General features: G+C 33.0%; 29 protein-coding genes, 1 tRNA gene and 1 riboswitch. Of the genes, 16 read left to right on the top strand and 14 right to left on the bottom strand.

Annotation, left to right across the window (positions count from 1 at the left end):
- The first annotated feature begins 16 nt into the window (after nt 1-16).
- Complete coding sequence (phoU, locus tag D2K60_RS17240) at nt 17-676, top strand: phosphate signaling complex protein PhoU (RefSeq protein ID WP_117169218.1); 660 nt, start codon at nt 17-19, stop codon at nt 674-676.
- A gap of 43 nt (nt 677-719) precedes the next feature.
- Here the strand turns inward: phoU and D2K60_RS17235 are convergent, their stop codons facing one another.
- On the bottom strand, nt 720-1,184 hold the full coding sequence (locus D2K60_RS17235) for an endolytic transglycosylase MltG (RefSeq protein ID WP_117169219.1): 465 nt from the start codon (nt 1,182-1,184) through the stop codon (nt 720-722).
- 11 nt (nt 1,185-1,195) lie between these two features.
- The gene (locus D2K60_RS17230) at nt 1,196-1,549 is read right to left on the bottom strand and encodes a hypothetical protein (RefSeq protein ID WP_117169220.1); all 354 of its coding nucleotides are present in this window, start codon (nt 1,547-1,549) and stop codon (nt 1,196-1,198) included.
- Nucleotides 1,550-1,733: 184 nt separating this feature from the next.
- Here D2K60_RS17230 and rpmG point away from each other — a divergent pair, with 184 nt between their 5' ends.
- From rpmG to D2K60_RS17210, 3 genes are all read left to right on the top strand, one after another.
- On the top strand, nt 1,734-1,883 hold the full coding sequence (rpmG, locus tag D2K60_RS17225) for a 50S ribosomal protein L33 (RefSeq protein WP_117169221.1): 150 nt from the start codon (nt 1,734-1,736) through the stop codon (nt 1,881-1,883).
- A 92-nt stretch (nt 1,884-1,975) separates the two neighbouring features.
- A complete protein-coding gene (locus D2K60_RS17220) occupies nt 1,976-2,503 on the top strand; it encodes a 5-formyltetrahydrofolate cyclo-ligase (protein WP_240335269.1) in 528 nt (175 codons plus the stop codon).
- Between the two features lie 369 nt (nt 2,504-2,872).
- The gene (locus tag D2K60_RS17210) at nt 2,873-4,426 is read left to right on the top strand and encodes a rhomboid family intramembrane serine protease (RefSeq protein ID WP_162880724.1); all 1,554 of its coding nucleotides are present in this window, start codon (nt 2,873-2,875) and stop codon (nt 4,424-4,426) included.
- On the opposite strand, the gene D2K60_RS17205 is transcribed toward D2K60_RS17210, so the two are convergent.
- Nucleotides 4,402-5,265: a hypothetical protein gene (locus D2K60_RS17205; protein WP_117169224.1), complete on the bottom strand. Its 864-nt coding sequence runs from the start codon at nt 5,263-5,265 to the stop codon at nt 4,402-4,404. The genes D2K60_RS17210 and D2K60_RS17205 overlap by 25 nt on opposite strands.
- Before the next feature lie 157 nt (nt 5,266-5,422).
- On the opposite strand from D2K60_RS17205, the gene D2K60_RS17200 reads away from it, so the two are divergent.
- From D2K60_RS17200 to D2K60_RS17185, 4 genes are all read left to right on the top strand, one after another.
- Nucleotides 5,423-6,877, top strand: coding sequence for a spore germination protein (locus D2K60_RS17200; protein WP_117169225.1), 1,455 nt, complete (start codon nt 5,423-5,425; stop codon nt 6,875-6,877).
- Between the two features lie 73 nt (nt 6,878-6,950).
- Entirely contained in the window at nt 6,951-7,145 is a 195-nt protein-coding gene (locus D2K60_RS17195; protein WP_117169226.1) for a YqgQ family protein, read from the top strand.
- 12 nt (nt 7,146-7,157) lie between these two features.
- Nucleotides 7,158-8,117, top strand: a complete 960-nt coding sequence (locus D2K60_RS17190; RefSeq protein WP_117169227.1) for an ROK family glucokinase — start codon at nt 7,158-7,160, stop codon at nt 8,115-8,117.
- A 282-nt stretch (nt 8,118-8,399) separates the two neighbouring features.
- The gene (locus D2K60_RS17185) at nt 8,400-10,310 is read left to right on the top strand and encodes an LTA synthase family protein (RefSeq protein WP_117169228.1); all 1,911 of its coding nucleotides are present in this window, start codon (nt 8,400-8,402) and stop codon (nt 10,308-10,310) included.
- A gap of 49 nt (nt 10,311-10,359) precedes the next feature.
- Here the strand turns inward: D2K60_RS17185 and D2K60_RS21375 are convergent, their stop codons facing one another.
- Nucleotides 10,360-10,524, bottom strand: a complete 165-nt coding sequence (locus D2K60_RS21375) for a DUF2759 family protein (RefSeq protein ID WP_162880725.1) — start codon at nt 10,522-10,524, stop codon at nt 10,360-10,362.
- A 137-nt stretch (nt 10,525-10,661) separates the two neighbouring features.
- On the opposite strand from D2K60_RS21375, the gene D2K60_RS17175 reads away from it, so the two are divergent.
- On the top strand, nt 10,662-11,282 hold the full coding sequence (locus D2K60_RS17175; RefSeq protein ID WP_117169230.1) for an MBL fold metallo-hydrolase: 621 nt from the start codon (nt 10,662-10,664) through the stop codon (nt 11,280-11,282).
- A 444-nt stretch (nt 11,283-11,726) separates the two neighbouring features.
- On the opposite strand, the gene D2K60_RS17170 is transcribed toward D2K60_RS17175, so the two are convergent.
- The 7 genes from D2K60_RS17170 to comGA form a co-directional block, all read right to left on the bottom strand.
- Nucleotides 11,727-11,798 (bottom strand) — tRNA-Gln (locus D2K60_RS17170).
- A 63-nt stretch (nt 11,799-11,861) separates the two neighbouring features.
- Complete coding sequence (locus D2K60_RS17165; protein ID WP_117169231.1) at nt 11,862-12,242, bottom strand: hypothetical protein; 381 nt, start codon at nt 12,240-12,242, stop codon at nt 11,862-11,864.
- Complete coding sequence (gene comGF, locus D2K60_RS17160) at nt 12,217-12,729, bottom strand: competence type IV pilus minor pilin ComGF (protein ID WP_117169232.1); 513 nt, start codon at nt 12,727-12,729, stop codon at nt 12,217-12,219. Before comGF ends, D2K60_RS17165 begins: the two co-directional genes overlap by 26 nt.
- Nucleotides 12,730-12,944: 215 nt before the next feature.
- Nucleotides 12,945-13,388, bottom strand: coding sequence for a competence type IV pilus minor pilin ComGD (gene comGD, locus D2K60_RS17155; protein WP_117169233.1), 444 nt, complete (start codon nt 13,386-13,388; stop codon nt 12,945-12,947).
- The gene (gene comGC / locus D2K60_RS17150) at nt 13,385-13,717 is read right to left on the bottom strand and encodes a competence type IV pilus major pilin ComGC (protein ID WP_117169234.1); all 333 of its coding nucleotides are present in this window, start codon (nt 13,715-13,717) and stop codon (nt 13,385-13,387) included. Before comGC ends, comGD begins: the two co-directional genes overlap by 4 nt.
- Before the next feature lie 3 nt (nt 13,718-13,720).
- Complete coding sequence (locus D2K60_RS17145) at nt 13,721-14,785, bottom strand: type II secretion system F family protein (protein ID WP_117169235.1); 1,065 nt, start codon at nt 14,783-14,785, stop codon at nt 13,721-13,723.
- Nucleotides 14,757-15,752, bottom strand: a complete 996-nt coding sequence (gene comGA, locus D2K60_RS17140; protein ID WP_117169236.1) for a competence type IV pilus ATPase ComGA — start codon at nt 15,750-15,752, stop codon at nt 14,757-14,759. The genes D2K60_RS17145 and comGA overlap by 29 nt, the downstream gene beginning before the upstream one ends.
- Nucleotides 15,753-15,998: 246 nt before the next feature.
- Here comGA and D2K60_RS17135 point away from each other — a divergent pair, with 246 nt between their 5' ends.
- Together D2K60_RS17135 and D2K60_RS17130 are read left to right on the top strand one after the other, a co-directional pair.
- Nucleotides 15,999-16,493, top strand: coding sequence for a shikimate kinase (locus D2K60_RS17135; RefSeq protein ID WP_117169237.1), 495 nt, complete (start codon nt 15,999-16,001; stop codon nt 16,491-16,493).
- Nucleotides 16,494-16,538: 45 nt separating this feature from the next.
- Complete coding sequence (locus tag D2K60_RS17130) at nt 16,539-16,730, top strand: YqzE family protein (protein WP_117169238.1); 192 nt, start codon at nt 16,539-16,541, stop codon at nt 16,728-16,730.
- Between the two features lie 3 nt (nt 16,731-16,733).
- Here D2K60_RS17130 and D2K60_RS17125 read toward each other — a convergent pair whose 3' ends face one another.
- Entirely contained in the window at nt 16,734-17,543 is an 810-nt protein-coding gene (locus D2K60_RS17125; protein WP_162880726.1) for a YqhG family protein, read from the bottom strand.
- Nucleotides 17,521-19,191, bottom strand: coding sequence for a DEAD/DEAH box helicase (locus D2K60_RS17120; protein ID WP_420818811.1), 1,671 nt, complete (start codon nt 19,189-19,191; stop codon nt 17,521-17,523). The genes D2K60_RS17125 and D2K60_RS17120 overlap by 23 nt, the downstream gene beginning before the upstream one ends.
- Nucleotides 19,192-19,332: 141 nt before the next feature.
- Nucleotides 19,333-19,425, top strand: a riboswitch (glycine riboswitch).
- A 164-nt stretch (nt 19,426-19,589) separates the two neighbouring features.
- Here D2K60_RS17120 and gcvT point away from each other — a divergent pair.
- The 3 genes from gcvT to gcvPB are packed head-to-tail and all read left to right on the top strand — an operon-like array spanning nt 19,590 to nt 23,502.
- Nucleotides 19,590-20,693 carry a glycine cleavage system aminomethyltransferase GcvT gene (gene gcvT, locus D2K60_RS17115; RefSeq protein ID WP_117169240.1) on the top strand — a complete coding sequence of 368 codons (1,104 nt, stop codon included), beginning with the start codon at nt 19,590-19,592 and terminating at the stop codon, nt 20,691-20,693.
- Between the two features lie 12 nt (nt 20,694-20,705).
- The gene (gcvPA, locus tag D2K60_RS17110; protein ID WP_117169241.1) at nt 20,706-22,052 is read left to right on the top strand and encodes an aminomethyl-transferring glycine dehydrogenase subunit GcvPA; all 1,347 of its coding nucleotides are present in this window, start codon (nt 20,706-20,708) and stop codon (nt 22,050-22,052) included.
- Entirely contained in the window at nt 22,045-23,502 is a 1,458-nt protein-coding gene (gene gcvPB, locus D2K60_RS17105) for an aminomethyl-transferring glycine dehydrogenase subunit GcvPB (protein WP_117169242.1), read from the top strand. The genes gcvPA and gcvPB overlap by 8 nt, the downstream gene beginning before the upstream one ends.
- 41 nt (nt 23,503-23,543) lie before the next feature.
- Here gcvPB and D2K60_RS17100 read toward each other — a convergent pair whose 3' ends face one another.
- The gene (locus D2K60_RS17100; protein ID WP_205418587.1) at nt 23,544-23,936 is read right to left on the bottom strand and encodes a rhodanese-like domain-containing protein; all 393 of its coding nucleotides are present in this window, start codon (nt 23,934-23,936) and stop codon (nt 23,544-23,546) included.
- A gap of 220 nt (nt 23,937-24,156) precedes the next feature.
- On the opposite strand from D2K60_RS17100, the gene mntR reads away from it, so the two are divergent.
- Nucleotides 24,157-24,579, top strand: a complete 423-nt coding sequence (mntR, locus tag D2K60_RS17095) for a transcriptional regulator MntR (protein WP_117169243.1) — start codon at nt 24,157-24,159, stop codon at nt 24,577-24,579.
- 198 nt (nt 24,580-24,777) lie between these two features.
- The gene (locus tag D2K60_RS17090) at nt 24,778-26,487 is read left to right on the top strand and encodes a DUF2304 domain-containing protein (RefSeq protein ID WP_117169244.1); all 1,710 of its coding nucleotides are present in this window, start codon (nt 24,778-24,780) and stop codon (nt 26,485-26,487) included.
- Nucleotides 26,488-26,566: the final 79 nt, after the last annotated feature.

Below are 26,566 nucleotides of genomic sequence, written 5' to 3'. Positions count from 1 at the left end.
ATGGGGGAGGATTTTTATGGTTGCTAGAGAGCAATTCGAAATTGAATTAGATAAAATGAAGCAAAAGGTTATTGATTTGGCCCAAGGAGCAAAGGTACAATTGCAAGATGCTGTTCATGCGCTGTATCAATCAGATACAAGTCTAGCTGCAGAAGTTGTTGAAGCGGATAAACGATTAGATGCAATTGATTTAGATATTAACGAGACTGCGATATTATTAATTGCTCGTCAGCAACCAGTAGCTTCAGATTTAAGGAAGTTAATTGTTGCAATACGTATATCAACAGACTTAGAACGGATGGCAGATAACGCGAAAAATATAGCTCGTTCTACCAAACATTTAGGAGAGAATCATGGTTTAGAGATCCACGAATCATTAGCGGATATGCGTGATGTGGCTTTAAGAATGATTGATTTAGCCATTCATGCATATGAACAAGAAGATATTACGATAGCAAAAAATCTTTCTGAGATGGATGATTTAATTGATGGTATGTATGCTAATGTCTTACAGGAATTATTAGAAGAGACAGCTACAAACCCACAAAAGATTCAATTGATCATGCAAATGGCGTTTTGTGGCCGATTTATAGAAAGGTATGGAGATCACCTAACAAATATTGCAGAAAATATTATGTATCTTGTAAAAGGTGAGTCTTTAGACTTGAATGAATAAAAAACCAGTAGTGTTAAGACAACTGTCTAGACACTACTGGTTTTTAATTTTGATTCGCTATCGTATTTGCTATCTCTTCAGTGGACATATCGCTATTTAATTCAAATTGACCTATTTGTATGCTCGTACCATAATCATTATCAGTTATATATGCAATAAAAGCTTCTTGACTATCAATAATGTTTGCTGCGACTAAATAATTCGCAACTTCTGAAATTGTCATACCAGATTCAATTGATAAGTTATAAGTATCTGTATCTTCCTCTGTTTCTTTTTCAATCACTTCTTCTTGTTCATTCTCCATATCTATCGTGTCGTCTTCCTCCGTAATGGAAGTTGGATCTTCGTTCGTAACGAAATATCCTTGATTTTCTAATTTAGTAATCATTTCTTCTGTACTTAACTCTTTGCTTACAGTTTCTTTATCTTTTTCTAAAAAAAATGTAATACTTAATAAGATTGTAGCTGTTAGTAATCCGAATGTAAATACACGTATGAATGGTTTCATTATAAATGCCTCTATCCTTTAGTTGAGAATTGTCTAACAAGCGAATGGATGTCATACTCACTTAAATTAGTTGATCTTGCAATTTCAGCTGCAGAGTTTCCTGCTAAATGCATTTGCTGTACTCTCCGCATCAAAGGAGTTTGTGTTTGTTTCGGCTTTTGTAGATCAAGTCCGTCCATATCATCTGAAAGCAATTCTTCTTCTAAAATTTTAATTTTTTTCTTCATTTGATACGTCTCTTGTAAAGAAGATAAAGATGTCTGTTCTAATTGATCTTCCAAAAGTTTGAATTTATCGTTCATAAAAAATGAGATAATAAATAATACGATAGCAACGACAAGTAAACTAATAATTGTATATATCACTAAGTTCCCTCCTAATGTTCACTCTATTAGTTATAACACAATTGGTTCTTGAAAAAAAGTACTATAATTTTATTCGAAATCTATAAAGAACCTTGAATTATACGTTTATATTTGGTATTATAGATAAGTCTGAAAATGATATTAAATTTAAGAGTTGTTAGATGAATAGTTTGGAGGGATAATGATGCGCGTAAATATCACACTTGCTTGTACTGAATCAGGTGACCGTAATTATATTACTACAAAAAACAAACGTACAAACCCGGAACGTATAGAAATGAAGAAATATAGCCCGCGTTTGAAAAAACAAACGCTTCACCGCGAAACTAAATAGAAGTTACGTTCTAGCTCTTGCCTAATATTAGGTAAGAGCTTTTCATCTTTTTACTGGCAAAGGAGTGAACCAAACTGGAAACAAAAAAAGAGTTGCGCAATGAAATCAAACAAAAGTTAATGGGTTTATCTAGTAAGGAGAAGACGAGGATTGAGTTACAACTCTATCAAAATTTGTTTAGTAGTACATATTGGATGCAAGCGGAAGTAATTGGTGTAACAATTTCACAGGGAAACGAGTGGGAAACGAGACCAATAATAGAAGCTGGTAAGAAACAAGGCAAAAAGATTGTAGTGCCAAAATGTTTGCCGAATGAATCTAAATTATTATTTTATCACTTAGAATCGTTTGAGCAATTGGAGAAAGTATATTTTGGACTGTTAGAGCCGAATCCTGCTGTATCGATTCAGATTGAATCAAACAAAATAGATTTAATAATTGTTCCTGGATTACTCTTTGACCATTTGAATTATCGAATTGGTCATGGTGGTGGCTATTACGATCGATTTTTAGCTGAATATACTGGAAATACAATATCATTAGCGTGGAAGGAACAAATAATTGAAAGTATTTCTCCAGAGTCATTTGATGTGCCAGTTAATCGTATAATAACGAATTGATTTTCGCGGTTTTTCAAAAGATAAATCATATTTTTTTTATTTCGAGGTAAACTATTCTTGCTGAATATAATTAGGAAGGATGAAGTTATGAGATGAAAAAAATAATAATGATTTGTGCGATGCTATTCGGTGGAGTTATTTTATACAGAAAAAAATATAAAATAATAAATATGCTTTTAACTTTTACGGTTATTCGAAAAGTAATGATCGCTTTGAGTATGCGTATTCCAATTTTACGAAATCACTTGATGCCTAGTATATTTGGGAATGTAAAATAAATTATAGACGAAGGGGGCGTTTCTAATGCAGAAACGTCCCCTTCGTCTATAATTTAATGGTATGATAAAAAGGGAAGAAAGGGTGGTAGAGATGTTTCTAGAAGATACATTTTATCTTTATAAATTAACAGATTACTTCATTCATCAACATGGATTTGATATAGTCTTTATCGATAATAAACATACAGAAGTTTGGTTACAACGAAATAAAAGAAAACAAAATCATGTGATTCGTCTTACTAATCAAGAGTTTGATTGGAAGAATCAATTAAAAATAGATGTAGATCGAACCTCTCATAATGCTAAAAAACTTGCTAAATTATTTTTAGGTAGAAATATTGAAATACATAATGTCTATGTAGCAAAGCAAGCTCCAGTGGATGATTGGGAAATTTTAAAAGAAACAAAAAAGATAAATCAGGGCAAATTTTCAAACCTACACACCTATTATGTAGATGAAGAGAATAGGACAAAAGAAATAGAACTTTTATTCCAGAAAACGGCTGTTGATCCAATCGAACTTAACATACCGCGTAACGTATTAGAAATGGAGCGGATTACACAGTATCTAAAACTATCTATTCTTGGAGAATTTCAACAAATCCAAAACAAATCTACAAAGGTATTTCAATATGCGAAACCAATCTATACATATGTGCTGCTAGTTATTAATGTACTTATGTTTCTATTGTTAGAATTACAAGGCGGAAGCACCTCAACAGATACTTTAATGCGTTACGGTGCAAAGTATAATCCAGCAATATTGGATGGGGAATGGTGGCGAATTATCTCCTCTATGTTTTTACATATTGGTTTCTTACATCTCGTAATGAATATGCTTGCACTACATATTGTTGGTAGTTTAGTTGAACGGATTTATGGTGCAAAACGGTTTTTATTTATATACTTTAGTTCTGGAATTCTAGGTGGCATAACAAGTTTTGCTTTTAGTCCCCAATTAGCTGCAGGCGCATCTGGTGCTATTTTTGGTTTGTTTGGAGCATTATTATTTTTTGGAATACACCATCGTCGAATTTTCTTTCAAACAATGGGATGGAATATAATTGTTATTATTGCATTTAATATTGTATTTGGCTTTGTAGTACAACAAATCGATAATGGAGCTCATATTGGTGGTTTAATCGGTGGTCTTGTTGCATCGGGAATTGTATTCTTTCCAAAGAAAAAAAAGGTCCAACAGCAACTACTGGCCATTTTAGTCTATGTCGGAATACTCATAACGTTGCTTTTATATGGCGTATTTGATACATCTGCACATTATGATCCAACTCTAGAAACCCAAATCGCACAACAACTTATTATAGAAGAAAAATATGAAGAAGTAATACAAGTTACAACTAGTGTAATAAACAATAACCCGATCGATTATTTGGCTGAATTATTATTCCTAAGATCATACGCATATAGTAATTTAGATCAAACGAATAAGGCAATGGATGATTTATTGCATTTGATATCGATTGAACCAAATAAAATACCGGAAGCACATTATAATTTGGCTTTAATTTATATGAATAATAATGAAGCAAATAAGGCCAAAAAGTCACTAGAAAAAGCAATAGATTTAGATCCTACAAATAATTTATTCAGTGACTTGTATCAAGATTGGTTTTCAAATGAATAATTTTGAATAAGTTGTTGCATCTGGCCAGTGTGATCTTGAAATAAAATCCGTAAGTGTGTTCCCTCTTTATCTAAAAGTATTAGTGGAATAAAGCTTTTAGAAGAAGGACTAGACTCATTGAATGGAAGAATATAATTTGCGTATAATCCTTCCCACATTTGACCAATGACTTTTTTTGTTTGAGTTGCTGACAAATTAGGAAAGGCAGTGGTTTCATATTGATAAAGCATATTTAAAGGTATAGATAGATAGTCATCACTATTTAATTGAAAGTGATCAAGTAATTGTTGCCATTTATAATATAATTGTTGATTTGTTGCATGATTTAATGTTTCTTTCCATTCCGTTTGTAAATCGTTTGAAGGTACTTTAAATGCCTCTAAGGGTGTTTGGGGTGAATCAATTACATATAACTCATCATGTGACATAGCCTGAACACTTTTTATCTTATCTTCTGGATAATGTACTTCTGCATGATGAAAAGAGATCGCTTGATAATGACTGCTATCTTCTCCCGTTATTGTTGTTTGTAAATCTATCGTACGTTCTTGTTCCTTCCATTTACTTTTTATAGCTTTCAATTGACCATCAACATATAAAAGAGCAATATCTTGCCTTAGATAAGTTAATTCATCTAATTCGGATGAAGTATGCCAATCTATTGTATAGCTATCTTTTCCTTGTTCCATTAATAATTTTAGTTTTGTTGAAACACTGGAGAAAGTTCTTGAATCATCAATGGGAAAGTATTTTATAGTTGTTTCAGACAGATTATTGAAAAAAATCAATGAACTAAACAGTATTATTGAAATGAAGATAATAAAAATATACCGCCTCATACGTCCTCCAATCTAGTTAACCGAGTTAAGGTTACTTGCTTATTCATATACATATATATGTACAAGCTTTTATTTATATGTATATGCATGATATTTATTTCTTTGTAAAAGCTACTATTAGATGACTAATATATTTACATAGAATGAAGGTGTCGTTATGGACAAGAATAAGGCTTTAAGTAAGTCATTTGCTGATAATGTGGACTATTTACATGATTACCTGGGTGTTGAAAAGAGTTTTGATATTATTCAATTAGATTTACATTATGCTGGTAAGGATATGGCAATGTTCTTGGTCGATGGCTTTGTCAAAGATGACATTATGTTATATCTGATGCGCTTTTTGGCGGATTTAGACGAAGAGAAACTTAAACCAGATCCACTGATTAAACTTTTAAAAACGTATATACCATATGTTGAGTTAGCAACGGTTGATGATTTGATTGAGGCTGGAGATACAGTACTTGGAGGACCAACTGCTTTAGTAATTGAGGGACTCGATAAAATCATCATAATTGATGCCAGAACTTATCCTACTAGAGGACTACAAGAACCAGATTTAGAAAGGGTTGTACGTGGATCAAGAGATGGATACGTTGAAACAATTATTTTTAATACAGCACTGACGAGAAGACGTGTTCGTGATCGTTCATTAAGAATGGCTTATACAAGTATAGGAAGGCGTTCGAAGTCCGATATATGCGTTTGTTATATTGAGGATATTGCAGATCCTGAAAAAGTGAAATTATTACAAGATCACCTTAAAAAGATTGATACAGATGGTCTGCCAATGGCTGAGAAAACAATTGAAGAATATCTGAGTGGTAGACATTGGAATCCATATCCAACCATTCGTTATACGGAACGTCCTGATACGGCTGCAGCACATTTATTTGAAGGTCACATCATTTTGATTATTGATGGTTCGCCAAGTGTAATGATTTTACCAGCCACGTTTTGGCATCATTTACAACATGCAGAGGAATATAGACAAAAACCTTTGGTAGGTGCTTATTTACGTTTTGTACGATTTTTTGCTGTTATTAGTTCTATTTTCGTTTTACCTTTCTACTATTTGATTTCTATGGAACCAGCTTTATTACCAGAACAGCTTGCCTTTTTCGGCCCAAGTGAGGCTGGTGTAATTCCCTTATTACTTCAATTTTTAATAGCTGAGATTGGAATTGATATGCTTCGGATGGCTGCCATTCACACACCAACAACTCTAGCTACTGCATTAGGTCTTGTTGCAGCAATCATGATTGGACAAGTAGCGGTGGAAGTGGGATTGTTTTCAAGTGAGGTCGTTTTATATTTATCAATTGCAGTGATGGGGACATTTGCAACTCCAAGTTATGAGTTAAGTTTAGCAAATAGGCTGGTTCGTATGTTATTACTGCTTACCACGGCAAGTTTTGGTGCAATAGGATACGTTATAGGTGTAACAGGATGGTTAGTGTACCTAATTCGAATGAATACATTTAAAACTGGTTACATGTGGCCTTTCATTCCCTTTTCACCGAAAGCTTTCCTTGATGTACTTATTCGGACACCAGTACCATTAAAAAGTAGAAGACCAACTTTCTTAGACCCACAAGACCCAGATCGATAAAATTGATCTAGGTCTTTTTTTTATTTATTGATATATTGCCATTTAAATTTGTTATAATAAGATAGGTGATTATATGAAAACAATTTATGACATACAGCAATTGTTAAAAAAGTTTGGAACAATTATTTACATCGGTGACCGATTAGCAGATTTAGAATTAATGGAAGCTGAGATAAAAGAGCTGTATCAAGCGCAATGTCTTTCTATTGCAGATTATCAAATGGCGATTTTGTTATTAAGACAAGAAATGGCAAAATTAAAGAATTGAAAGGGTGGTAGCATGAGTGAGCAATTATTAATAGGTGTTGACATTGGTGGAACTACAATAAAAATAGGTGTAATTAAAACAGACGGAAGAATTGTTGAAAAATGGGAAATTAAAACGAATAAAGATGATAACGCTAAAAATATTCCCCTTGATATTTGGACTTCGATTAAGCTAAAACTAAAGAAATTAGATATAGATAAGAAAGCTATACTGGGAATAGGTGTTGGTGCGCCTGGATTTGTTGATGTTAAAACTGGTGAAGTATCTATAGCAGTAAATTTAGGTTGGAAGGACTTTAAATTAGCAGCTATATTAAAAGAATTATCAGAATTACCTGTAATCGTTGATAATGATGCAAATATTGCAGCTGTTGGAGAGAATTGGAAAGGTTCTGGTAGATTAGCAGATAACTTAATTGCGATAACACTAGGAACTGGAGTTGGTGGTGGTATTATTGCAAATGGAAAAGTGATCAATGGTGTTAATGGCACTGCAGGAGAAATTGGACATATTACAGTTGAACCAGGAGGAAGTCCATGTAATTGTGGTAGAAATGGTTGTTTAGAGACAGTGGCATCAGCAACAGGAATTGTTAGACAAGCAAAGAATGCTATCCAGTCTGGTTCAACCACAACTTTAAACGACCGTTCTAAATTAAAAGAGTTGACAGCGAAAGATGTTTTTGAATTAGCTACATCCGGAGATAAGGCGGCACAGGAAATTATTGATAGAGTGACAGATGTTCTTGGATTAGCAATTGCAAATATGGCAACAATGATTAATCCATCTATAATTGTTATAGGAGGAGGCGTTTCAAAAGCGGGAGAAGAATTACTAAAACCACTACGCAGTGCTTTTGAATCGTATACGTTACCTCGTATAGACGAAGCTTGCGAGTTTGTTATTGCAACATTAGGTAATGATGCAGGAATTATAGGTGGAGCTTATTTAGTGAAGCAAGCACAAGAATAAAATAATTATTTTATTTTCTATCAAATTTTCTTCTCAAACAATTTACATTAACATAATATATTAAAATAAATCCGTGTTTTAGGGTTTATTTTTTTAGGTTTTTCTAATAAAATAGGTTATTATTAATTTAATGTAAAAAACATTGAAACCTTTTGTCTTTCAATACGTCTATATATTAAGGGTTTATTAATTTGCACTTGTGGTATATAATATTTAAGTTGAGAATGTAAATTAAACTTTAAAATATAAATAATAGAATATGGCTAGGAGGAAGTTATAAATATGCTTCAAAAAAAATATAATGTACCGCTATACGTAATTGCGAGCTTATTATTTGGTGCAAAGACATATATTGTTTACCGATTTATCTTCAATATTCAATTAGACAATATCATGCAAGAGATCATCTTATTGATTAATCCATTTGTGTCAGCATTTTTAATATTCGCAGTAAGTGTGTGGTTTAAAGAAAAAGTACAAATGAAAATAATTAAATATACGGCACTGATTGGATCACTAATTTTGTACTTTAATCTAGTATTCTATCGGAACTTCTCAGATTTCATTACAATTCCAATGTTATTTCAAGGAAGTAATGCAGCTGATTTAGGAACGAGTGTATTGGCTTTAATGCATCTACCAGATGTTTTGCTATTTCTTGACCTTGGTGTTATTTGGTATCTGAGTAAGAGGTACAGTGGTACATTGTCAGCAGTGTATATTAAACGCAAGAAAATACTTGCGTTGAGTCTATCTCTTGCATTTTTACTAGGTAACTATGTATTAGCAGAGATTGAACGCCCACAATTGTTACAAAGAACTTTTGACCGTGAGTATTTAGTTAAAAATATAGGTATTTTTAATTACCACATCTATGATATTGCACAACAATCCAAGTCACAAGCACAACGGGTATTTGCAGATGGTAATGAATTACCTGAAATTGAAGCTTATATTGAAGAAAATGTTGCAAATCAAGAAGAAAATGAAATGTCGGGTATTGCAGAAGGTAAAAATGTTATTTTTATTTCTTTAGAATCCATTCAAAGTTTTGTGATTAACAACACGTTAAATGGAGAAGAAGTTACTCCATTTCTAAATGACTTAATTGATGAAAGTTATTATTTTGAGAATTTTTACCATCAAACGGAGCAAGGTAAAACGTCAGATTCTGAGTTCTTAGTGGAAACTGGTTTATATCCATTACCTAGTGGTGCTGTTTATTTCACCCATGGTCAAAATGAGTATAATGCGACACCTGAGATTCTAGGAGAAGAAGGTTACACGTCTGCAGTACTACACTCAAATAATAAAAGTTTCTGGAATCGTGATGTAATGTATAATAATATCGGTATTGATCACTATTATGATGTGGATTCATATGAAGTTACTGATGAAAATAAAGTTGGTTGGGGATTAAAGGATAAAGAATTCTTTGAACAATCGATTAAATATTTACAAGCATTAGAAGAGCCATATTATACACGTTTTATTACGTTAACGAATCATTATCCATTTGATTTAGATGAAGAAGATGCTACGATAGATAAATTTGATTCAAATTCAAAAACGTTAAATCAATATTTTCAAACAGTACGTTATACAGACGAAGCTGTTGAAGCCTTTTTTACTGATTTAAAAGAATCTGGTGAGTATGAAAATTCTATTATTGTTCTAATGGGGGATCATTACGGAATTAGTGATTTTCATGATAAAGCAATGGCAGAGTATTTAGATAAAGATGAGATCACACCTTATGACCATATACAGTTACAACGCGTACCACTCTATATTCATATTCCTGGTGAAGATGGAGATGTAGTTTCTGAAATAGGTGGTCAAATAGATATAAAACCAACACTTTTAAATCTATTAGGTATTGATGATAGTGAAGACCTTAGCTTTGGTGTTGATTTATTTGGTGCAGATCGAAAAGACTATGTAGCATTGCGTGATGGAAGCTTTATAAGCGATGAGTATATCTATACGAAAGATCAATGTTTTAATCGCGAAACTGGAGACTTACTTTCAGCAGAAACGTCTAGTCTACTAAGTGAAGATGATAGTGAATCGGAAGTAAGTGCATGTCAACCAATATCAGAGCAAGTTCAAAAAGAATTATCGTATTCAGATCAGATTATTTATGGAGATTTATTCCGTTTTTATGATTTTGGTTACGAAGAGAAAGAGTAATACAAAAATACCTTATCTCAAATGAGATAAGGTATTTTTGTATTACTAACTATTGAAAATAGCTTGTTATAATGGTTGAGATCGATAAAAATCCAAACAATATGGTTGATGAACCTGTCATTAGTGTTGCCGAAATGTTTTTGGATTTTAATTCTCGACAAAGAGCAGATCCACATAGTAATGTTATAATAATTAGTATAAATGCAAGTACCAATTTACTGAACTCCCTTTCGCAAAAATAATGCTTGATAATTTTAATTAAAAGATAGTAATAAATGTCCTTCCACAGTTTAGAATAATATTAGTCGTTTGTCGAGTGTTTATTAAAAATAAATGAAAAAGGTGAATAAAATGCAGATTCATGGTATGTCTTTAGGTCAATTAGGAACAAATTGTTATGTGATTTACAAAGAGAGAGAGGCTATCATTATAGATCCTGGTGGTGATAGTGACATATTACGAGAATGGTTACGAAAAAAAGAGCTAGCACCTAGTGCAATTTTATTAACACATGCTCATTTTGACCATATTGGTGCGGTTGAAAGTATTAGAGGTTTTTATCAGATCCCTATTTACTTACATGAAGCAGAAGAAGATTGGATGGGTGAGCCTCAATTAAATGGTTCTGCCTTATTTCCAGTGGATAATGTTTCTTGTCAACCTGCAGATAATTTGATTACAACAGGTAAGATGAAAATAGGTGACTTTTCTTTTGACGTCATACATACGCCTGGGCATTCACCAGGTGGTGTCTCGTTTATATTCTCAGAGGACAAGATATTAATTTCGGGTGACTGCTTATTTCAAAATGGAATTGGAAGAACAGATTTGCCTGGAGGAAATAGTAAACAATTAATTCAAAGTATTAAAGAAAAACTTTTTACTTTAGACGGACAATTCACTGTTTATCCAGGACATGGTCCAATTACAACAATAGAAGAAGAGCGAATGCATAATCCATTTATATCTTAATTATTCAAATTCGTAGAGTGAAACTGACAAATAGGTCTTTGTATAAGGAAGAAATTTCGAACCTTTTTCGTAAGCATTAAGGTATTTCATCTGACGAACTTGAGAGAAACTGTGACGTAGTTAGACTTTATTACCCGCTACGGAAGTAAATGGTCTCGCTTTCCGTGGGCACAACTTCAGCTATCTATAGAAGCAAAGATCGCTTCTATAGATAGCTGAAGCCGTGCCTGTGGAAAGGGAATCAATTGCACTTGATAAGCGGGTCAGGAAATTCTGTTATGTCGCAGTTGATGATTATTCCGACTTAAATCTTATAGAAAGTAGTTTTTCTAAAAGACTGTCTAGCAATAGTAAAGATCTACTCCAAACATTAAACAGTCAATGATTAGCTCTTATTTTAAGTAATAAGAAAAACCTACCTCTAAAATAGAGGTAGGTATAATACTGGGCTAGCTGGATTCGAACCAACGAATGACGATACCAAAAACCGCTGCCTTACCGCTTGGCTATAGCCCATCAAGTTACATTCGTTATCTTTAACTATTTGCGTGGTTCTTATGCATGAATTTCGTAATGAATTCATTCCTTTAGTATATATCTACTTAATTTTCTATTCCCTGATAATGTAGTAGCTTCAAATTGGTATCGCATTGCATTATTTTCAAGTACATCATAAGTGATTTTGACTATCCCATTTGGAAATTCATATTGAATTACTTCTTTGTCAGGGTTAGAATTATTTTTGTTCCGTTCACTGACTAATGTTTGATAAGCCATTTGATGTAATGTTTCTAACTCGATTTGCTCCATTTGTAATGTAGTCATTTTTGTGTTATTTGCATAGAGGGTAATACCAGTAATAACACTTAATAAAATAATTGCCGCAACAAAGGAGACATAAGGAAATAAAAATCCGCTTTCTGATTGAGTAATTTTAGTAAAAGGTAAATGTTTTTGCATAAATTTCTCCTGTAATTGTTGTTATCGTCACGTGTATTCCATAGCTTAATTCTTCAACAATAAATGTGTGAATGTTTCCAACTAATATTTCATGTCCAGTTTGATTCGTTTGTTTTCTAATCATGTCTTGATAGGAAGAGATTGCGATTTTTTCTCCAGTTTGTTTTGTTACATATATCGTATTCGCTTGTACATAGTTAAAATCATTTTCGTGTATCTCATTACTTAAGAAATGGAAGAATTGTCGGATTGATAATTCATCTGTATAGGATTGCTGATCAATTAAACGATAAATTGTTGGAATTAACGCTAACGTTGTACTGATAATTGCCAGTGAAAACAAGATTGTTACAAGTGTGAAACCTCTCTCATTGCTTTGGATAATAGTACAAGCAGACTTCTTCTGATTGATTTTTAACATTGTCCCATATCGCACATCCTTTCCACAATGGACCTTCTTTTCTAAATATAAGAGTAACTTCTTCATTATTATAAATTCTCTCTTTTTTTACATTTTGGTTTGATATTGAATTAGCTGAGAAGATTTGAAGTTCATCATGTAGAAATGATTGTATATCTCTTTTTTGAAACAAGATATTCTGTTCGATGCTCAATTGCAATATGATTGGTACCAATGTGAAACTTATCATCATTAGAATGCTAAAAGAAGCGAGTAATTCAGTTAAAATAAATCCTTGCTGCTTATTTCTCAATGAGATAACTCCTTCCTTTTCCAAAAGAGAAAGTAATATCATAGCGAGTAGTAGGTGTTATAATTTGAAACCTCCCTGGTTGCTGAATTGTCCCATTAGGTGAAAAAGTTAAGGGCATGGATAATGTGTGTAGTTTTATCTCCCATTCCTCAGGAATAGGACGTTTAATTATAATTTCACCTAAACCGCCACTTCTAATTTCATAATTATGTGATGACGGTTTTATTAGCATGTAGACATTTCCCATAGATGTGATTGATAGTTTTTGCATAAACAGTATGTCACTCTCAAATATTTGATGCCATTGGTTAAATTGATAGTTTTGATAGCTTTTTATGTGGAGATTAGTTCCAATTATAAGTAAAACCGAAAGAATACTTAATACAATAAGTAACTCAACAATTGTAAAGCCACTTTCCTTTCTCACGATCATTTAGTTACAGCAATTGTTTTAAGTTTATGATTAATTGCTTCTCCCTCATCATATACAATTTGTTTCGTTCCATTGGAACAAGTGTCGGATTGGATATATTCTTCATCGACAAGGATAGAAATTGTAGCAGGATAGGCGCCATGATCTATTTTGTAAGATTCCAATTGATTGTCTGTCATCTGGATTAATGCAGCACAACCCTTATTTTGTACAGTTTCATTTTTATCAGCTAAATTAGGTATTAATAAAATTAATAGTGTCGTAATAACCGCTAAAACAATTAGCATTTCAATTAATGTAAATCCTTTTTCATTTCTGATTTTAACCATCTCCTAAATCGTATTTATTAATTGAAACATCGGTAAAAGTAAAGAGAGATAAATAAAAATAATACTTAGAGCCATCACAATAAAAAAGATGGGTTGAATACGTGCAATTATTCTTTTTACTTTAATTTCAATAAGTTCTATTAAAAAATCGGCATACATTTTTAAATCTTTTATTAGCATGTCGTTTGTAACATTTTTTTGGAAAATAGCACTAATGTCATGTTCCAGAAGTGTGCAACTTGGAAGAATAGTTGAGATAGCTTGTCCTCTTTGCAAACCTTGCATTAAAATATCGCAATAGTAACTTAGAAGGGGGAGCTGTTTTTGTTTTGATAGAATTTCAAAACACTCTTTTAAAGATAGTCCAGCTTGTAACAATGAGCTTAAATGTATGGAAAATAGAAAAGTTGTATGTGATTGAATGAATTTTTTTATGAACGGAATACCTTCATAAAATATAAGTTTCGTTTCAATTGCTAGGTTTTTTTTTACTAGTGTCCAATAAATAAAACATAAGCATATGGCAAGAAAACCAAAAGCAAATATAGTAAATAAAACATTGATTAGTCGGATTGAAAATAGTGTTAAATCTGAGGTGTATGTAGTAGATGAGAATAATTGAATAAAAGAAGGATATACAGATGTTTTAATGAAATATAAAAGTAGAATAAACATGATGAATAGAACAAGAGGATACCGCATAGCTTGTTGAAACTTTTGAACCAACGTTAGTTGTTGACTAACTAACTGGATACTTTGTTTTAAGGCTTTTCTAATATCACCATGAGCCATTGCAAAAAACAAAAACGATATAATTTTCGGGTCAAATTTGGCGTGTTCTAATGCTAAAGTAATAGAATTACCTTCTTTTAATGTAACGATAATCTCCTTAGCGTGTTTCTCCCATTTTGGATTCCACTGCATGGCGACTAGAGCATCAAGTAATGTGTAATGATGATCTAATAAACGAGTTAATCGTATTAAAAACTTATTTTGTTCATCTAAAGATAATGCAGTAGATCTCTTAAGGCAAAATGGTTTATGTCTGCTTCGCATATCCGTAGGCAACGGCTTTCCTCCTTAACTGATTAAAAGTATGAAATTCAGGATTTGTTTCATCAGTTGTTCCAGTTATTGCTTTCTGGAGTACTTCTCCATCTAGTAATTCTAAAATGGCTGCTCGAGAAGGAAGTTGACCTTTTGTTAACACTGGAAATAATTCTAAAGCCGCAACAGCAATTAAGTTTTGTTCTAAATCAGTCTGTTTTATGCCCATTTCATTTAATCTATGGATAGTACCAAAGGCATTTTTTGCATGTAATGTAGATAAAACGAGGTGTCCAGTGTAAGCTGCATGAAAAACAAATTGAGCCGTCTTTTCATCACGAATTTCTCCAACCATAAGAATATCAGGATCATGCCGAAGCGCTGCCTTTAACCCAGCTTGATAAGTAATCCCACTTTTTTCATTTACTTGAACTTGAAGTAAGTCTTGAATTTCTTTTTCAATTGGATCTTCTAACGTAATGGTTTGGTAAGATTGTTCTTGTAACAAAGCTTGTAATAAGGCATACAAAGTGGTAGTTTTACCACTTCCTGTCGGGCCAGTGAATAAAATTACACCACTTCGATTGGTAATCCATTTTTTTATACTATTTAATTGATAGGGAAATAGAAATAATTGATTTAATGAAATTGCTTCTTGTTGAGGTAATAAACGGATAGCTAGACTTTCTGAACAATTAACAGGTAATGTCGATAATCGAAGTGATATTGTCTGCTGCTTATAATGAAATGTAATTGCACCATTTTGGGGGCTTCGGGTTTCACCAATATCCATTCCAGCTGTAAACTTATAATAGCTCACTAAAACTTGATATTGTTTTAAATCAATTTCATAATGAAATATGCGTTTTCCGTGAATTCGAAAATATATTTTCACTGTTGAAGTAAAAGGACAAAAATGAATATCGGATGCAGCAAGATCTAAAGCAGCATATAATAATTTATTTGAAAAAATTGCCGCAGGATTCAATAGGTTCACCTCACTTTATAATGTTACTATACAAAGCTATTTTCAATAAAGCAAGAGCGTTTTAAATGTTTCAAAGTACCTAAAAATGAGTTTCTATTCCTATTTAGTTAGGTAATATTTAATTTTGTTTTAGTCGGATTTTGATTTTACATATTGAAAAAACTAACAAATTTTTTTCGTGAAATCGAATTTTTTTACGAATCGTGATATAATGAACGCAAATTTAGTTCGAACAAGGAGTAAATAATGAATAGTATATATTTAATTGGTTTTATGGGAAGCGGAAAAACAACAATTGCTAATAGACTTGGTGCAAAATTACATTTAGCTGTACAGGATACGGACAAAATGATTGAGCTTTATTATCAAATGAAGATAAAAGATATATTTTTGAAATATGGTGAGAAAACTTTTCGTGAATATGAACAAGAGATATTAGGAAAAGTGGAAAAAATTAATTGCATTGTTTCAACGGGTGGAGGTATTATCGAAACGCCTGATAATGTTTTAGAATTAAAAAAAAATCAAACAATATACTTGCAAACGAGTTGGGAAGTTATAATGAATCGGTTGAAGGGTGATACTGGTAGACCGATATGGAATAATCAAGATGTAGATAAACAAGCATTACTACATAAGCGTGAAGGTAAATATATCGAAGCGGCATCGATAATTGTAAATACGGATGGTAAGTCAACGAATCAGATAGTAACAGAAATAATTACGCTTATAGATAAATGATTTTAAGGGCATCCTAGACATAAAACAAAAGAAAGGATAGTTTTTATGTCTGGAACTGAGCTAGTAAAATATTTGACCGAAGAATTCATGAATTATATTGATAAACCTAAAACTGAACGTGAAAAGCAAAGAAAAGCGCGCAAAAAAGAGAAACAAGGCAATCCACCTTTGTCTGATAAATGGTTTGGTTTATTACCTGCTTCCATAAAATTGTGGAAAAACAAAAATAACGAGTAATTATCATACGTTTCCTTCTAATATGCTACTTGAAGTAGATTGACTAATATGAAAGACACCTCCATTAATAATGTCAATTGTGATGCGAGGTTGATACAAATCCTCAATTGCTGCGGATTCTTTTTCAAAATGTACTAGTTGATCAGCAGCATCAGATTGATAAAAGTAATCTAATAGTTTCTTTTCTTCTTGCATGAATTTCCATGATTCAAGTGCCCAATCATGCTGTTTTTCAAGTAGATCTTTTTCTAGATAGTGAATAACACGTTGGTAACTATTCTTCAGGCGAATTAATGGACTCAAGTTATAGCAATAATCAGGTATGGTGTTATGCCAGGAAATTTGATTTATCGTGTCCATTATATTATCAAGCATGGCACCGTTAATCATATGGATACCGATTGATTTGATTTCTTCTCTTTTTTGCTTGCCAATATAACTAATTTTTATATTTAAGATAAGCCATGGTATTAAAGCTGTCTGCTGTTGTACAGCAAGTTGTTGATAGAGTCGAACACTTTTTCCTTGATCTTTTACTAATCGAAAAATTTGCTGCAATCTTGGACTACCAAAGTGAATTATCTCTGCTTCTTTTTCCTCCAATCTGGGATCTGTCAAGAAAGTGATTGATCCAGGATCTCCTTTTTGACCGATTTTTTTTATATATTGCCAATAAAATGGACGATTCATGATGTATTCATCCATTTTATCTGTGAGTTTAATAGCTAATATGCCATCTTTATTCTCCTTTATTGTGCATTGATTAGCGATAAAAAAGTCATGAAGGAAATTATGAAGATTCTCGATTGCCATGTGAATTCTCCTTATCATAAGTTAATTGCGCATCAGAAATAACTGCAGATAAATTGTCCATTTTTATTCTTATTTCTCCATCAGTTTGTGACTCCTTAAAAATTTTTTCCATCTCATTCTCGAGGTTTGTTAATTGTAAATCTGCTAGAATAGCATCCAAATTCCCAATAACGCGTTCAAATAAATGAATTTTTTCATATAATAGTCGTAAAATATGATCCTCAATTGTATTTTTAATGGCAAAATTATAAATTTGTACATCATTCTTTTGACCATAGCGATGAATGCGGCCAATCCGTTGTTCTAAGCGCATCGGGTTCCAAGGCAAATCATAGTTAATCATTTTATTACAAAATTGTAGATTGATTCCTTCACCGCCAGCTTCTGTTGCAATTAATACTTGTACTTTATCTTTAAACAATTGACGCATCCAATCTTTCTTGCCACGTTTGAAGCCACCTCTAAATGGTACAGAAGTAATATCATTTTGTTGTAAGATCCATTGTAGATAGACTTGAGTGGCTCGGTATTCAGTAAATATGATGCATTTTTCGTCTGACTGTTTGATTAATTCAACCACTTTTAATGCTTTCGAATGGTTTGGCAATTCTCCCAGTTGTGTTAAAAAGTCTGTATATTCTTTTACATTTGTACCGTCATTATTTTTTTCTAAACTTTTTTTAATTGAAAGGAAGCAAGCTTCTCGTGAGGAACATAACTCACGTAAATAAGTAATTGCAGAAAAATGTTGTGCTTCCATAGTGATTTTTTTCAACTGTTCATATGCTTGCATCTCTGCATCTGTAAATTCAATTTGGATTGTTTCTACTTTACGTTTTGTCCAATCAATACCCGTATCCTGTCTAAGGTTTCGTACCATTACTTTTTGTACGAGTTGTTTGAGATGTATATCCTGATCAAGATTTTTAATGTTTTTACCGAACTTTTCTGCAAACGTTTGGTAATCTCCTAGAAATCCGGGTTTTAATATAGAGACAAGATTAAAAATGTCACTTAATTTATTTTGAATAGGGGTAGCAGTTAATAACAAGCAATATTTTTTTTGTAAAGAACGAATAAATTGGTAGTTCTTTGTTTGATGATTTTTTAATTTATGTGCTTCATCTACTAATACAAAGTCGTATTTTTGTTGTAGAATAATCTCTCGATGTGGATCTCGTTTTGCTGTATCTATTGAAGTAATTACAATGTTGTCTTGGTCCCATATTGGTCGTTTTCTTGTCGTTACAACCGGAATGTAAAATTTTTGAGTTAATTCCAATGCCCATTGATTAACTAATGAAGCAGGGACAAGAATTAATGCTTTTTTTACTAAACCACGCATCATATATTCTTTTAATATTAGTCCAGCCTCAATCGTCTTACCTAAACCTACCTCATCGGCTAAAATAGCTCTCCCATTCATTTCTTCTACAACTTGTTCAGCACATGCTAATTGATGTGATAAAAAAGTAACGTGTGGTAATAATCTAGGTGCTTGTAATCCAGAAAAATCATGGGTTAAAGTTGTTAATGCTGCTTGATAAGATAAATGGAATAATTCCCATGAGCTAAATGGACCATCAGTTTCTAATTTTTCCTCTAAACGCTCAATAAATTCCATATCTCTTTTTAATTCAATTTCCACGTAAGTCCACCTTCCGAACTATTTTTGATTTATTGCATTTTTCATTCGCCATTACTCTGTAATTATGCTATAATCATGTTAAATTAAAGTAAAAAACGATGTGAATTCTAGTATGTCCAAATTTAATAATTTTACAAGCGAATGAAGATAATAGGAGAGCTCACTAAAATAGTGACGCCGAAGGAGCAAGTATATAATACGAATCTCTCAGGCACAAAAGACTTTTATCTGACGCAACTCTGGAGAATGTTTATCAGTGAATAAACTACCCAAGAAGCAAGTCCATTTAAAAAATGGATGAATCTTTCTGGTACAAGGACAGGGAAATTATCATGAGTATGATAATTTCACCTGTCTTTTTGTTTGTCTAATATAAGATTGAAAGGGGTTTTGAGTGAATGGAAGAATTGAAGAAGACACCATTGTTCTCCGAATATGAAAAATTTAATGCTAAAACAATCGATTTTGGCGGATGGGCATTACCGGTACATTTTACTGGTATTAAAAATGAGCATCATGCAACAAGAAATAATGTCGGATTGTTTGATGTATCGCATATGGGTGAAATACTTGTAGAGGGAAAAGATGCTGAACCTTTCTTACAAATGATGCTAACAAATGATCTCTCAAAATTAACACCAGATCACGCGCGATACACGTTTATGTGTTATCCAGATGGTGGAACAGTGGATGATTTAATTGTTTATCAATTAGCCACAGAGAAGTATTTGTTAGTCGTAAATGCTGCAAATATAGATAAAGATTATAACTGGTTATTGAAACATAAATTTGAACAGGTAACAATCTCGAATCAATCCGATAAATTCATTCAATTAGCTATACAAGGCCCAAAGGCAGAACAAGTGTTACAAAAAATAACAGATACGAAATTATCTGACATTAAATTTTTTGAATTCTCACAAAATGTGTTTTTTAGTGGCATTGAGGAAAAAGCACTCGTAGCAAGAACAGGTTATACGGGTGAAGATGGTTTTGAAATATACATTGGAGTAGAAAGTGGTGTTGCGCTATGGAAAGCAATTATCAAAGCTGGAGAAGATGTGGGAATTCAACCAATTGGACTTGGAGCGAGGGATACATTAAGATTTGAAGCGAATTTAGCTTTATATGGTCAAGAACTGAGTTCAAGCATTTCGCCAATTGAAGCGGGACTTAGCTTTGCAGTTAAAACCAATAAAACAAGCGATTTTATTGGTAAAGAGGTATTATTAAAACAAAAAAATGAAGGTCCACCACGTAAATTAGTAGGATTAGAAATGATCGATAAAGGAATACCACGTCATGGTTACACAGTTTTATGTCAACAGAAAAAAATAGGTTTTATTACGAGTGGAACACAATCACCTACTTTAAATAAAAATATTGGTTTAGCATTAATAGCAACTGACTATGCAAAACAAGGAGACCTTGTAACAGTTCAAATTAGAAAAAAAGAAGTGCAAGCCAAAGTAGTCGCTACACCGTTTTATAAAAGGGGATAAGGGGGAGAAAAAATGGAATTTCGCTATTTACCAATGACGCAAGAGGATAAAGAGGAAATGCTAGCTACAATAGGTGTGGCTACTACAGATGATCTATTTAAAGATATACCTGACCAATTACGTTTAAAGAAAGATCTACAGTTAAAAAAACCTGCAAATGAAGCGCAGTTAATGCAGGAGTTATCTGCTTTAGCAAAGAAAAACGTAAATACGAAGACACACACATCATTTTTAGGTGCTGGTGTTTATGATCATTACATTCCATCTGTAGTTGACCATGTTATATCTAGATCGGAGTTTTACACAGCATACACACCATATCAACCCGAAATTTCGCAAGGAGAACTACAAGCCATTTTTGAATTTCAAACGATGATTTGTGAACTAACTGGTATGGATGTAGCTAATTCTTCGATGTACGATGGACCAACTGCATTAGCGGAAGCAACTAATCTAAGTGCAGCACAAACGAAAAGAAAAAAAGTATTGGTGTCAAAGACCGTCCATCCTGAATCTAGAGCAGTAATAGAAACATATGGCAAAGGACAAGGGATAGAAATTATTGAAATACCCGAAAAAAATGGATTAACGGATCTGGATATGCTTGAGACGTTAGTAGATGAAACTGTAGCAAGTGTTGTGATTCAATATCCAAACTTTTTTGGACAGATTGAGCCGTTAGCTGCTATAAGACAAGTTATTAACGATAGTAAAGCAATGTTTGTCGTATCTAGTAATCCTTTAGCACTAGGTTATTTGACGCCTCCAAGTGCATTTGGTGCTGATATTGTTGTTGGTGATACACAAGTATTTGGAATTCCTGCACAATTTGGTGGTCCGCATTGTGGTTACTTTGCAACTTCCAAGAAGTTAATGCGTAAAGTTCCAGGAAGATTAGTTGGACAGACACTAGATGAGGATGGAAAAGGAGGATTTGTTCTTACACTTCAAGCTCGAGAACAACATATTAGAAGAGATAAAGCAACTTCTAATATTTGTTCAAATCAAGCATTAAATGCATTGGCATCTTCTGTTGCGATGAGCTCATTAGGTAAGAACGGGATTAAGCAGATGGCTTGGCTTAACATGCAAAAAGCGTACTATGCTAAAAAAATTCTTGAACAACAAGGAATAGAGGTTGTCTATCAAGGTGCTTTATTCAATGAATTAGTTATTAATATCAAGCATGATGTTGCAAAAGCAAATCGAGCATTGTTAGCAAAGGGTGTATTAGGAGGATATGATTTATCTCTAGTTGATAAATCTTATAAAGGTTATATGTTACTTGCTGTATCAGAGATGCGTACAAAAGAAGAAATTAATCTGTTTGCTGTGGAAGTAGGTGTAATCATTGCATAATCAAGATTATCCATTAATATTTGAATTAAGTAAGCCAGGTCGAACGAGTCACAGTTTACCTGAGTTAGATGTAGAAGAAACGGATATCGAAGCGTTACTAGATCCTGCATATATTCGGACTACTTCTCCTAATTTGCCAGAACTAAGTGAATTACAGATTATCCGTCACTATACGGGATTATCACGTCGAAATTATGGTGTAGATTCGGGTTTTTATCCACTTGGATCATGTACGATGAAATATAATCCTAAAATGAATGAAGATGTTATACGATTAGAAGGTTTTAGTCATATCCATCCCTATCAAGATCCAGAATCAGTACAAGGAGCTTTAGAGGTTATGTATGATTTGCAAACATCTTTGGCTGAAATTACTGGGATGCATGATGTATCCCTACAACCAGCAGCAGGTGCGCAAGGTGAATGGACGGGTTTAATGATGATCCGGGCATTTCATGAAGGAAACAATGATTTTAACCGGACAAAAGTAATTGTTCCAGATTCAGCACATGGAACAAATCCGGCATCAGCATCTGTGGCAGGATTTGAAGCTGTCACAGTGAAAACAAATGAACGAGGATTAGTAGACCTAGATCATTTGAAAAGTGTTGTAGGTCAGGATACAGCCGCGCTAATGTTAACAAATCCGAATACATTAGGTTTATTTGAAACAGAGATAGTCGAAATGGCACGAATCATTCATGAAGTTGGTGGTCGATTATACTATGATGGTGCAAATTTAAACGCGATAATGGGATATACAAGACCAGGTGATATGGGTTTTGATGTCGTTCATTTAAATTTACACAAAACGTTCACAGGTCCCCATGGCGGTGGTGGACCTGGTTCAGGACCTGTTGGTGTATCTGAAGAGATTGCACGATTTTTACCAAAACCCGTGTTGACAAAACGTGATAGTCAGTATGTGTTAGATTATGATCGTCCACACTCAATAGGAAGAGTGAAGCCGTTTTACGGTAACTTTGGAATCAATGTACGTGCTTATACCTATATAAGGACAATGGGTGCAGAAGGATTGAAAAAGGTCAGTGAATACGCTGTGTTAAATGCTAATTATATGATGCGACGTTTAGAAACGGTATTTAATTTACCTTATTCGCAACATTGTAAGCATGAATTTGTTTTATCAGGTAAAAAACAAAAAAAATTAGGTGTTCGAACATTAGATATAGCTAAACGATTGTTGGACTTTGGCTATCATCCACCAACTATCTATTTTCCTTTAAATGTAGAGGAAGCCATGATGATTGAACCAACTGAAACGGAAGCAAAAGAAACATTAGATGGCTTTATTGATACAATGATAGAAATAGCAGAGGAAATAAAGAGTAATCCGGAACATGTTCAAGATGCGCCACATACAACAATAGTTCGTCGCATGGACGAAACAACAGCAGCTAGAAAACCGATATTAAAATACGAGTTTTAAACGTGAAACCCCCTTCAGATCTGAAGGGGGTTTCCGTATAGTTAATAACTTGCTTTTTTTGATTTTTTAATTTTCCCAGACCATTTTTTAAAACCGCCTTGAAGTTGACTTAAATCGCTATACCCTTTTTTGTGAAGCATTACTGCAGCTCGTCCAGTCCTTGAGCCATTTTGACAATATAGATATATAGCTTGATCTTTACGTAATTCATTCATTCGTTGTTTCAATTGTGTTAGTGGAATATTACGTGCTCCTAAAATATGGCCACCATCAAATTCCTTTGGTTCTCTTACATCGATTAGTTGTGCTTTACGATACCCTTCTCGAAATTCCTCTTCGGAAATCGTTTTTAGTATGCGTCGTTGTTTAAGATATCTATAGACACTAAATAAGATTAGCGCTATTAATATACCAATTAAGATATACAATTCCATTTTACTTCCCCCGTTTTATAAAAGTCATATTCTATTGTACGACAATTATATCATTTTTTCCAAAAAAATTCTTTCATTGATACGAGATATCTAAAAATAGTATAATTGTTTGTGTATTTAAAAAAATTCCTGACAAAGAAAATCGCTTGTGTAGACAGCAAAACTATTGTATCCTTTTTACTATAGGCTTTAAAGGGAATTGAAGAATTGGAGGATTACCATGCCAACACCTAGTATGGAAGATTATATAGAACAAATATATATGTTAATTGATTCAAAAGGTTATGCACGTGTTTCAGATATTGCTGAAGCTCTAGAAGTTCACCCATCCTCCGTTACTAAGATGGTTCAAAAACTTGATAAAGATGAGTACTTAAATTATGAGAAATATAGAGGATTGATTTTAACGCCTCAAGGTAAAAAAATAGGTAAGCGTCTTGTTTATCGACATGAGTTGTTAGAACAATTTTTAGGAATAATTGGCGTAAATAAAGAAAATATTTATCATGATGTAGAAGGAATAGAACATCATTTAAGTTGGAACTCTATTGATCGAATTGGTGATTTAGTCCAATACTTTGAAACAAATCCAACCAGAGCAGAAGAACTAAAGCAATTACATAAAGAGAATGACGAATTATAATTAATTTAAAGCAGAAGGAATTCGTGAATATACGTATTTCTTCTGTTTTTAATTTGGTTAATCTTCTATTATGAACACTACTTTTACACAGTTTTCTGAATATCTTTTTAAAAACAAGAAAATACGAAATGTTGAAACTTAATTGAAACATAATCCGTATATCTTAATATAAGACAATTAAAAAAGGGAGATGTCTACATGCTAGGCGTATTAATTACCACGGCTATATCATTTATATTATATCTTTTCGTTTTGCTTACAATATTAATTACGAAAAAAAATAAAAAGGCCACATTCAAATATGGTGTTTCCATATTTATAATTGGATTTATTTTATTTAGTATCGTTATTTATGCAATCATGCCTGCGATTACAATTCCAAATATGTTATTATCAAATTTACTTGTAGGGGTAATAACGACAGCTTCATTACTTGTTATGATTGGAGAAGTTGGAGGCTACAAAGCACCACAAAATTCAATTATTGGTTTTGTATTTATATTAGTAATAGTTGCACTACCAATTGTTTTTATAGCCGGATTTTTCGCATTGGATGATTCCTATGAATCAATTGACAAAGAAGAACAAGATCAATCAGAACCTTTGAGTAAAGAAGATACACCGATTGCAGTCGCACCAGAATCCGCTAGAAATAAGATGCAGAAAGCAATGAGTGTTGTACCAAATCCTCAATTTTATGATTTAGGTAAATTACAAGTTCAAAAAATTGATGAAGAAATTGTTTATATTGCACCGTTAGAATTCACTGGATTTTGGAAATATATAAGAGGAAATGAAACAGAGGGTTATTTTAAAATATCTGCGACAAATGTTAACGCTCAACCTGAGTTTATGGATAGTAAGATGACCTATACAAACTCAAGTTATTTCAATGACAACGTTAAACGTGTTATTTATAATCAGTATCCACATTATATGCAGAGTGGAGAAGCGCAAATAGAAGTAGATGATCAAGGGAAACCATGGTACGTACAAACGTTGTATCAGCCGATTAAGATTACCAATAAACCAAATATGACTGATCAAAAGGTAGCGGTTGTAGATCCAGTTAATGGTGAAGTATCATTGTATCGAACGAATGATGCGCCAGATTTTATCGAGGGTTCTATTAGTTCAGAAATGGCTGCACTACAAAATGAATACTTTGGAAACTATGTTCATGGTTGGTTTAATAGTCTTTTTGGTAAAAAGGATGTTCGTATTCCGAATGATTCAGGAACAGAGAAAAGTGTCACACCTATTTTTGATGAAACTGGGGAAATGTATTATTTTACTGACATGACTTCTCCAAAAGAAAATATCGATTCCGCATTAGGTTATACATTGATCCATGCACGAACAGGAACATTAACTTATTATAATGGAGATATTAATAATGCGATCATGGATAGTGAAGGGGCAAAACAAATTGTAAATAAAGAGTTTCCAGAAAAAAACTGGGAAGGCTCGATGCCAATTCTATATAATATCGATGGAAATCCAACGTGGATAGTAAATGTATTAGATCCTAATGGGCTATTTAAACATTATGCTTATATAGATGCATCTGATTCTGACTTTGTCGTATTTGGAGATACAGCAGAAGGTACATTAGACGCATATCGTATTGCTTTACAACAAGATCCTGGTAGAGTTGAATCAACTGAAGATGTTGAAGCAGAGCCAAGGAGTGGTGTGGTGTCTCGTGTGCTTGTTATAACAAATGAAACGAGTCAAGTAGTTCAATTTTTATTAGAGGGTGAAGAAACAATCTACAGATTGAATGCGAGTAATCAACCTTTAGCTGTATTTTTACAAGAAGGTGATGAAGTTATAATGCAAGTAAAAGTTCGTGATGAGCAAACAGCAACTGTAGAAGAGATGTCCATAGAAGGTTTAACAGAATAGATTAGAATCACCAGCCGATCATATGAGATGGACTGGTGATTTTTTTGTGTGATATACCTCTTTTGTAACGAAAATTGAT

It is taken from the genome of Paraliobacillus sediminis (genome assembly GCF_003426055.1).
The sequence above is the reverse complement of the archived record's forward strand: the minus strand, read 5'-3'. Positions and strand labels throughout refer to the sequence as shown.

What these genes read in the sequence shown, in the direction of transcription:
- phoU (WP_117169218.1), top strand. Translation starts at nt 17, where the DNA reads ATGGTTGCTAGAGAGCAATTCGAAATTGAATTAGATAAAATGAAGCAA.
- D2K60_RS17235 (WP_117169219.1), bottom strand. Translation starts at nt 1,184, where the DNA reads ATGAAACCATTCATACGTGTATTTACATTCGGATTACTAACAGCTACA.
- rpmG (WP_117169221.1), top strand. Translation starts at nt 1,734, where the DNA reads ATGCGCGTAAATATCACACTTGCTTGTACTGAATCAGGTGACCGTAAT.
- D2K60_RS17210 (WP_162880724.1), top strand. Translation starts at nt 2,873, where the DNA reads ATGTTTCTAGAAGATACATTTTATCTTTATAAATTAACAGATTACTTC.
- D2K60_RS17205 (WP_117169224.1), bottom strand. Translation starts at nt 5,265, where the DNA reads ATGAGGCGGTATATTTTTATTATCTTCATTTCAATAATACTGTTTAGT.
- D2K60_RS17200 (WP_117169225.1), top strand. Translation starts at nt 5,423, where the DNA reads ATGGACAAGAATAAGGCTTTAAGTAAGTCATTTGCTGATAATGTGGAC.
- D2K60_RS17195 (WP_117169226.1), top strand. Translation starts at nt 6,951, where the DNA reads ATGAAAACAATTTATGACATACAGCAATTGTTAAAAAAGTTTGGAACA.
- D2K60_RS17190 (WP_117169227.1), top strand. Translation starts at nt 7,158, where the DNA reads ATGAGTGAGCAATTATTAATAGGTGTTGACATTGGTGGAACTACAATA.
- D2K60_RS17185 (WP_117169228.1), top strand. Translation starts at nt 8,400, where the DNA reads ATGCTTCAAAAAAAATATAATGTACCGCTATACGTAATTGCGAGCTTA.
- D2K60_RS17175 (WP_117169230.1), top strand. Translation starts at nt 10,662, where the DNA reads ATGCAGATTCATGGTATGTCTTTAGGTCAATTAGGAACAAATTGTTAT.
- D2K60_RS17165 (WP_117169231.1), bottom strand. Translation starts at nt 12,242, where the DNA reads ATGCAAAAACATTTACCTTTTACTAAAATTACTCAATCAGAAAGCGGA.
- comGF (WP_117169232.1), bottom strand. Translation starts at nt 12,729, where the DNA reads ATGAAGAAGTTACTCTTATATTTAGAAAAGAAGGTCCATTGTGGAAAG.
- comGD (WP_117169233.1), bottom strand. Translation starts at nt 13,388, where the DNA reads ATGATCGTGAGAAAGGAAAGTGGCTTTACAATTGTTGAGTTACTTATT.
- comGC (WP_117169234.1), bottom strand. Translation starts at nt 13,717, where the DNA reads ATGGTTAAAATCAGAAATGAAAAAGGATTTACATTAATTGAAATGCTA.
- D2K60_RS17135 (WP_117169237.1), top strand. Translation starts at nt 15,999, where the DNA reads ATGAATAGTATATATTTAATTGGTTTTATGGGAAGCGGAAAAACAACA.
- D2K60_RS17130 (WP_117169238.1), top strand. Translation starts at nt 16,539, where the DNA reads ATGTCTGGAACTGAGCTAGTAAAATATTTGACCGAAGAATTCATGAAT.
- D2K60_RS17125 (WP_162880726.1), bottom strand. Translation starts at nt 17,543, where the DNA reads ATGGCAATCGAGAATCTTCATAATTTCCTTCATGACTTTTTTATCGCT.
- gcvT (WP_117169240.1), top strand. Translation starts at nt 19,590, where the DNA reads ATGGAAGAATTGAAGAAGACACCATTGTTCTCCGAATATGAAAAATTT.
- gcvPA (WP_117169241.1), top strand. Translation starts at nt 20,706, where the DNA reads ATGGAATTTCGCTATTTACCAATGACGCAAGAGGATAAAGAGGAAATG.
- D2K60_RS17100 (WP_205418587.1), bottom strand. Translation starts at nt 23,936, where the DNA reads ATGGAATTGTATATCTTAATTGGTATATTAATAGCGCTAATCTTATTT.
- mntR (WP_117169243.1), top strand. Translation starts at nt 24,157, where the DNA reads ATGCCAACACCTAGTATGGAAGATTATATAGAACAAATATATATGTTA.
- D2K60_RS17090 (WP_117169244.1), top strand. Translation starts at nt 24,778, where the DNA reads ATGCTAGGCGTATTAATTACCACGGCTATATCATTTATATTATATCTT.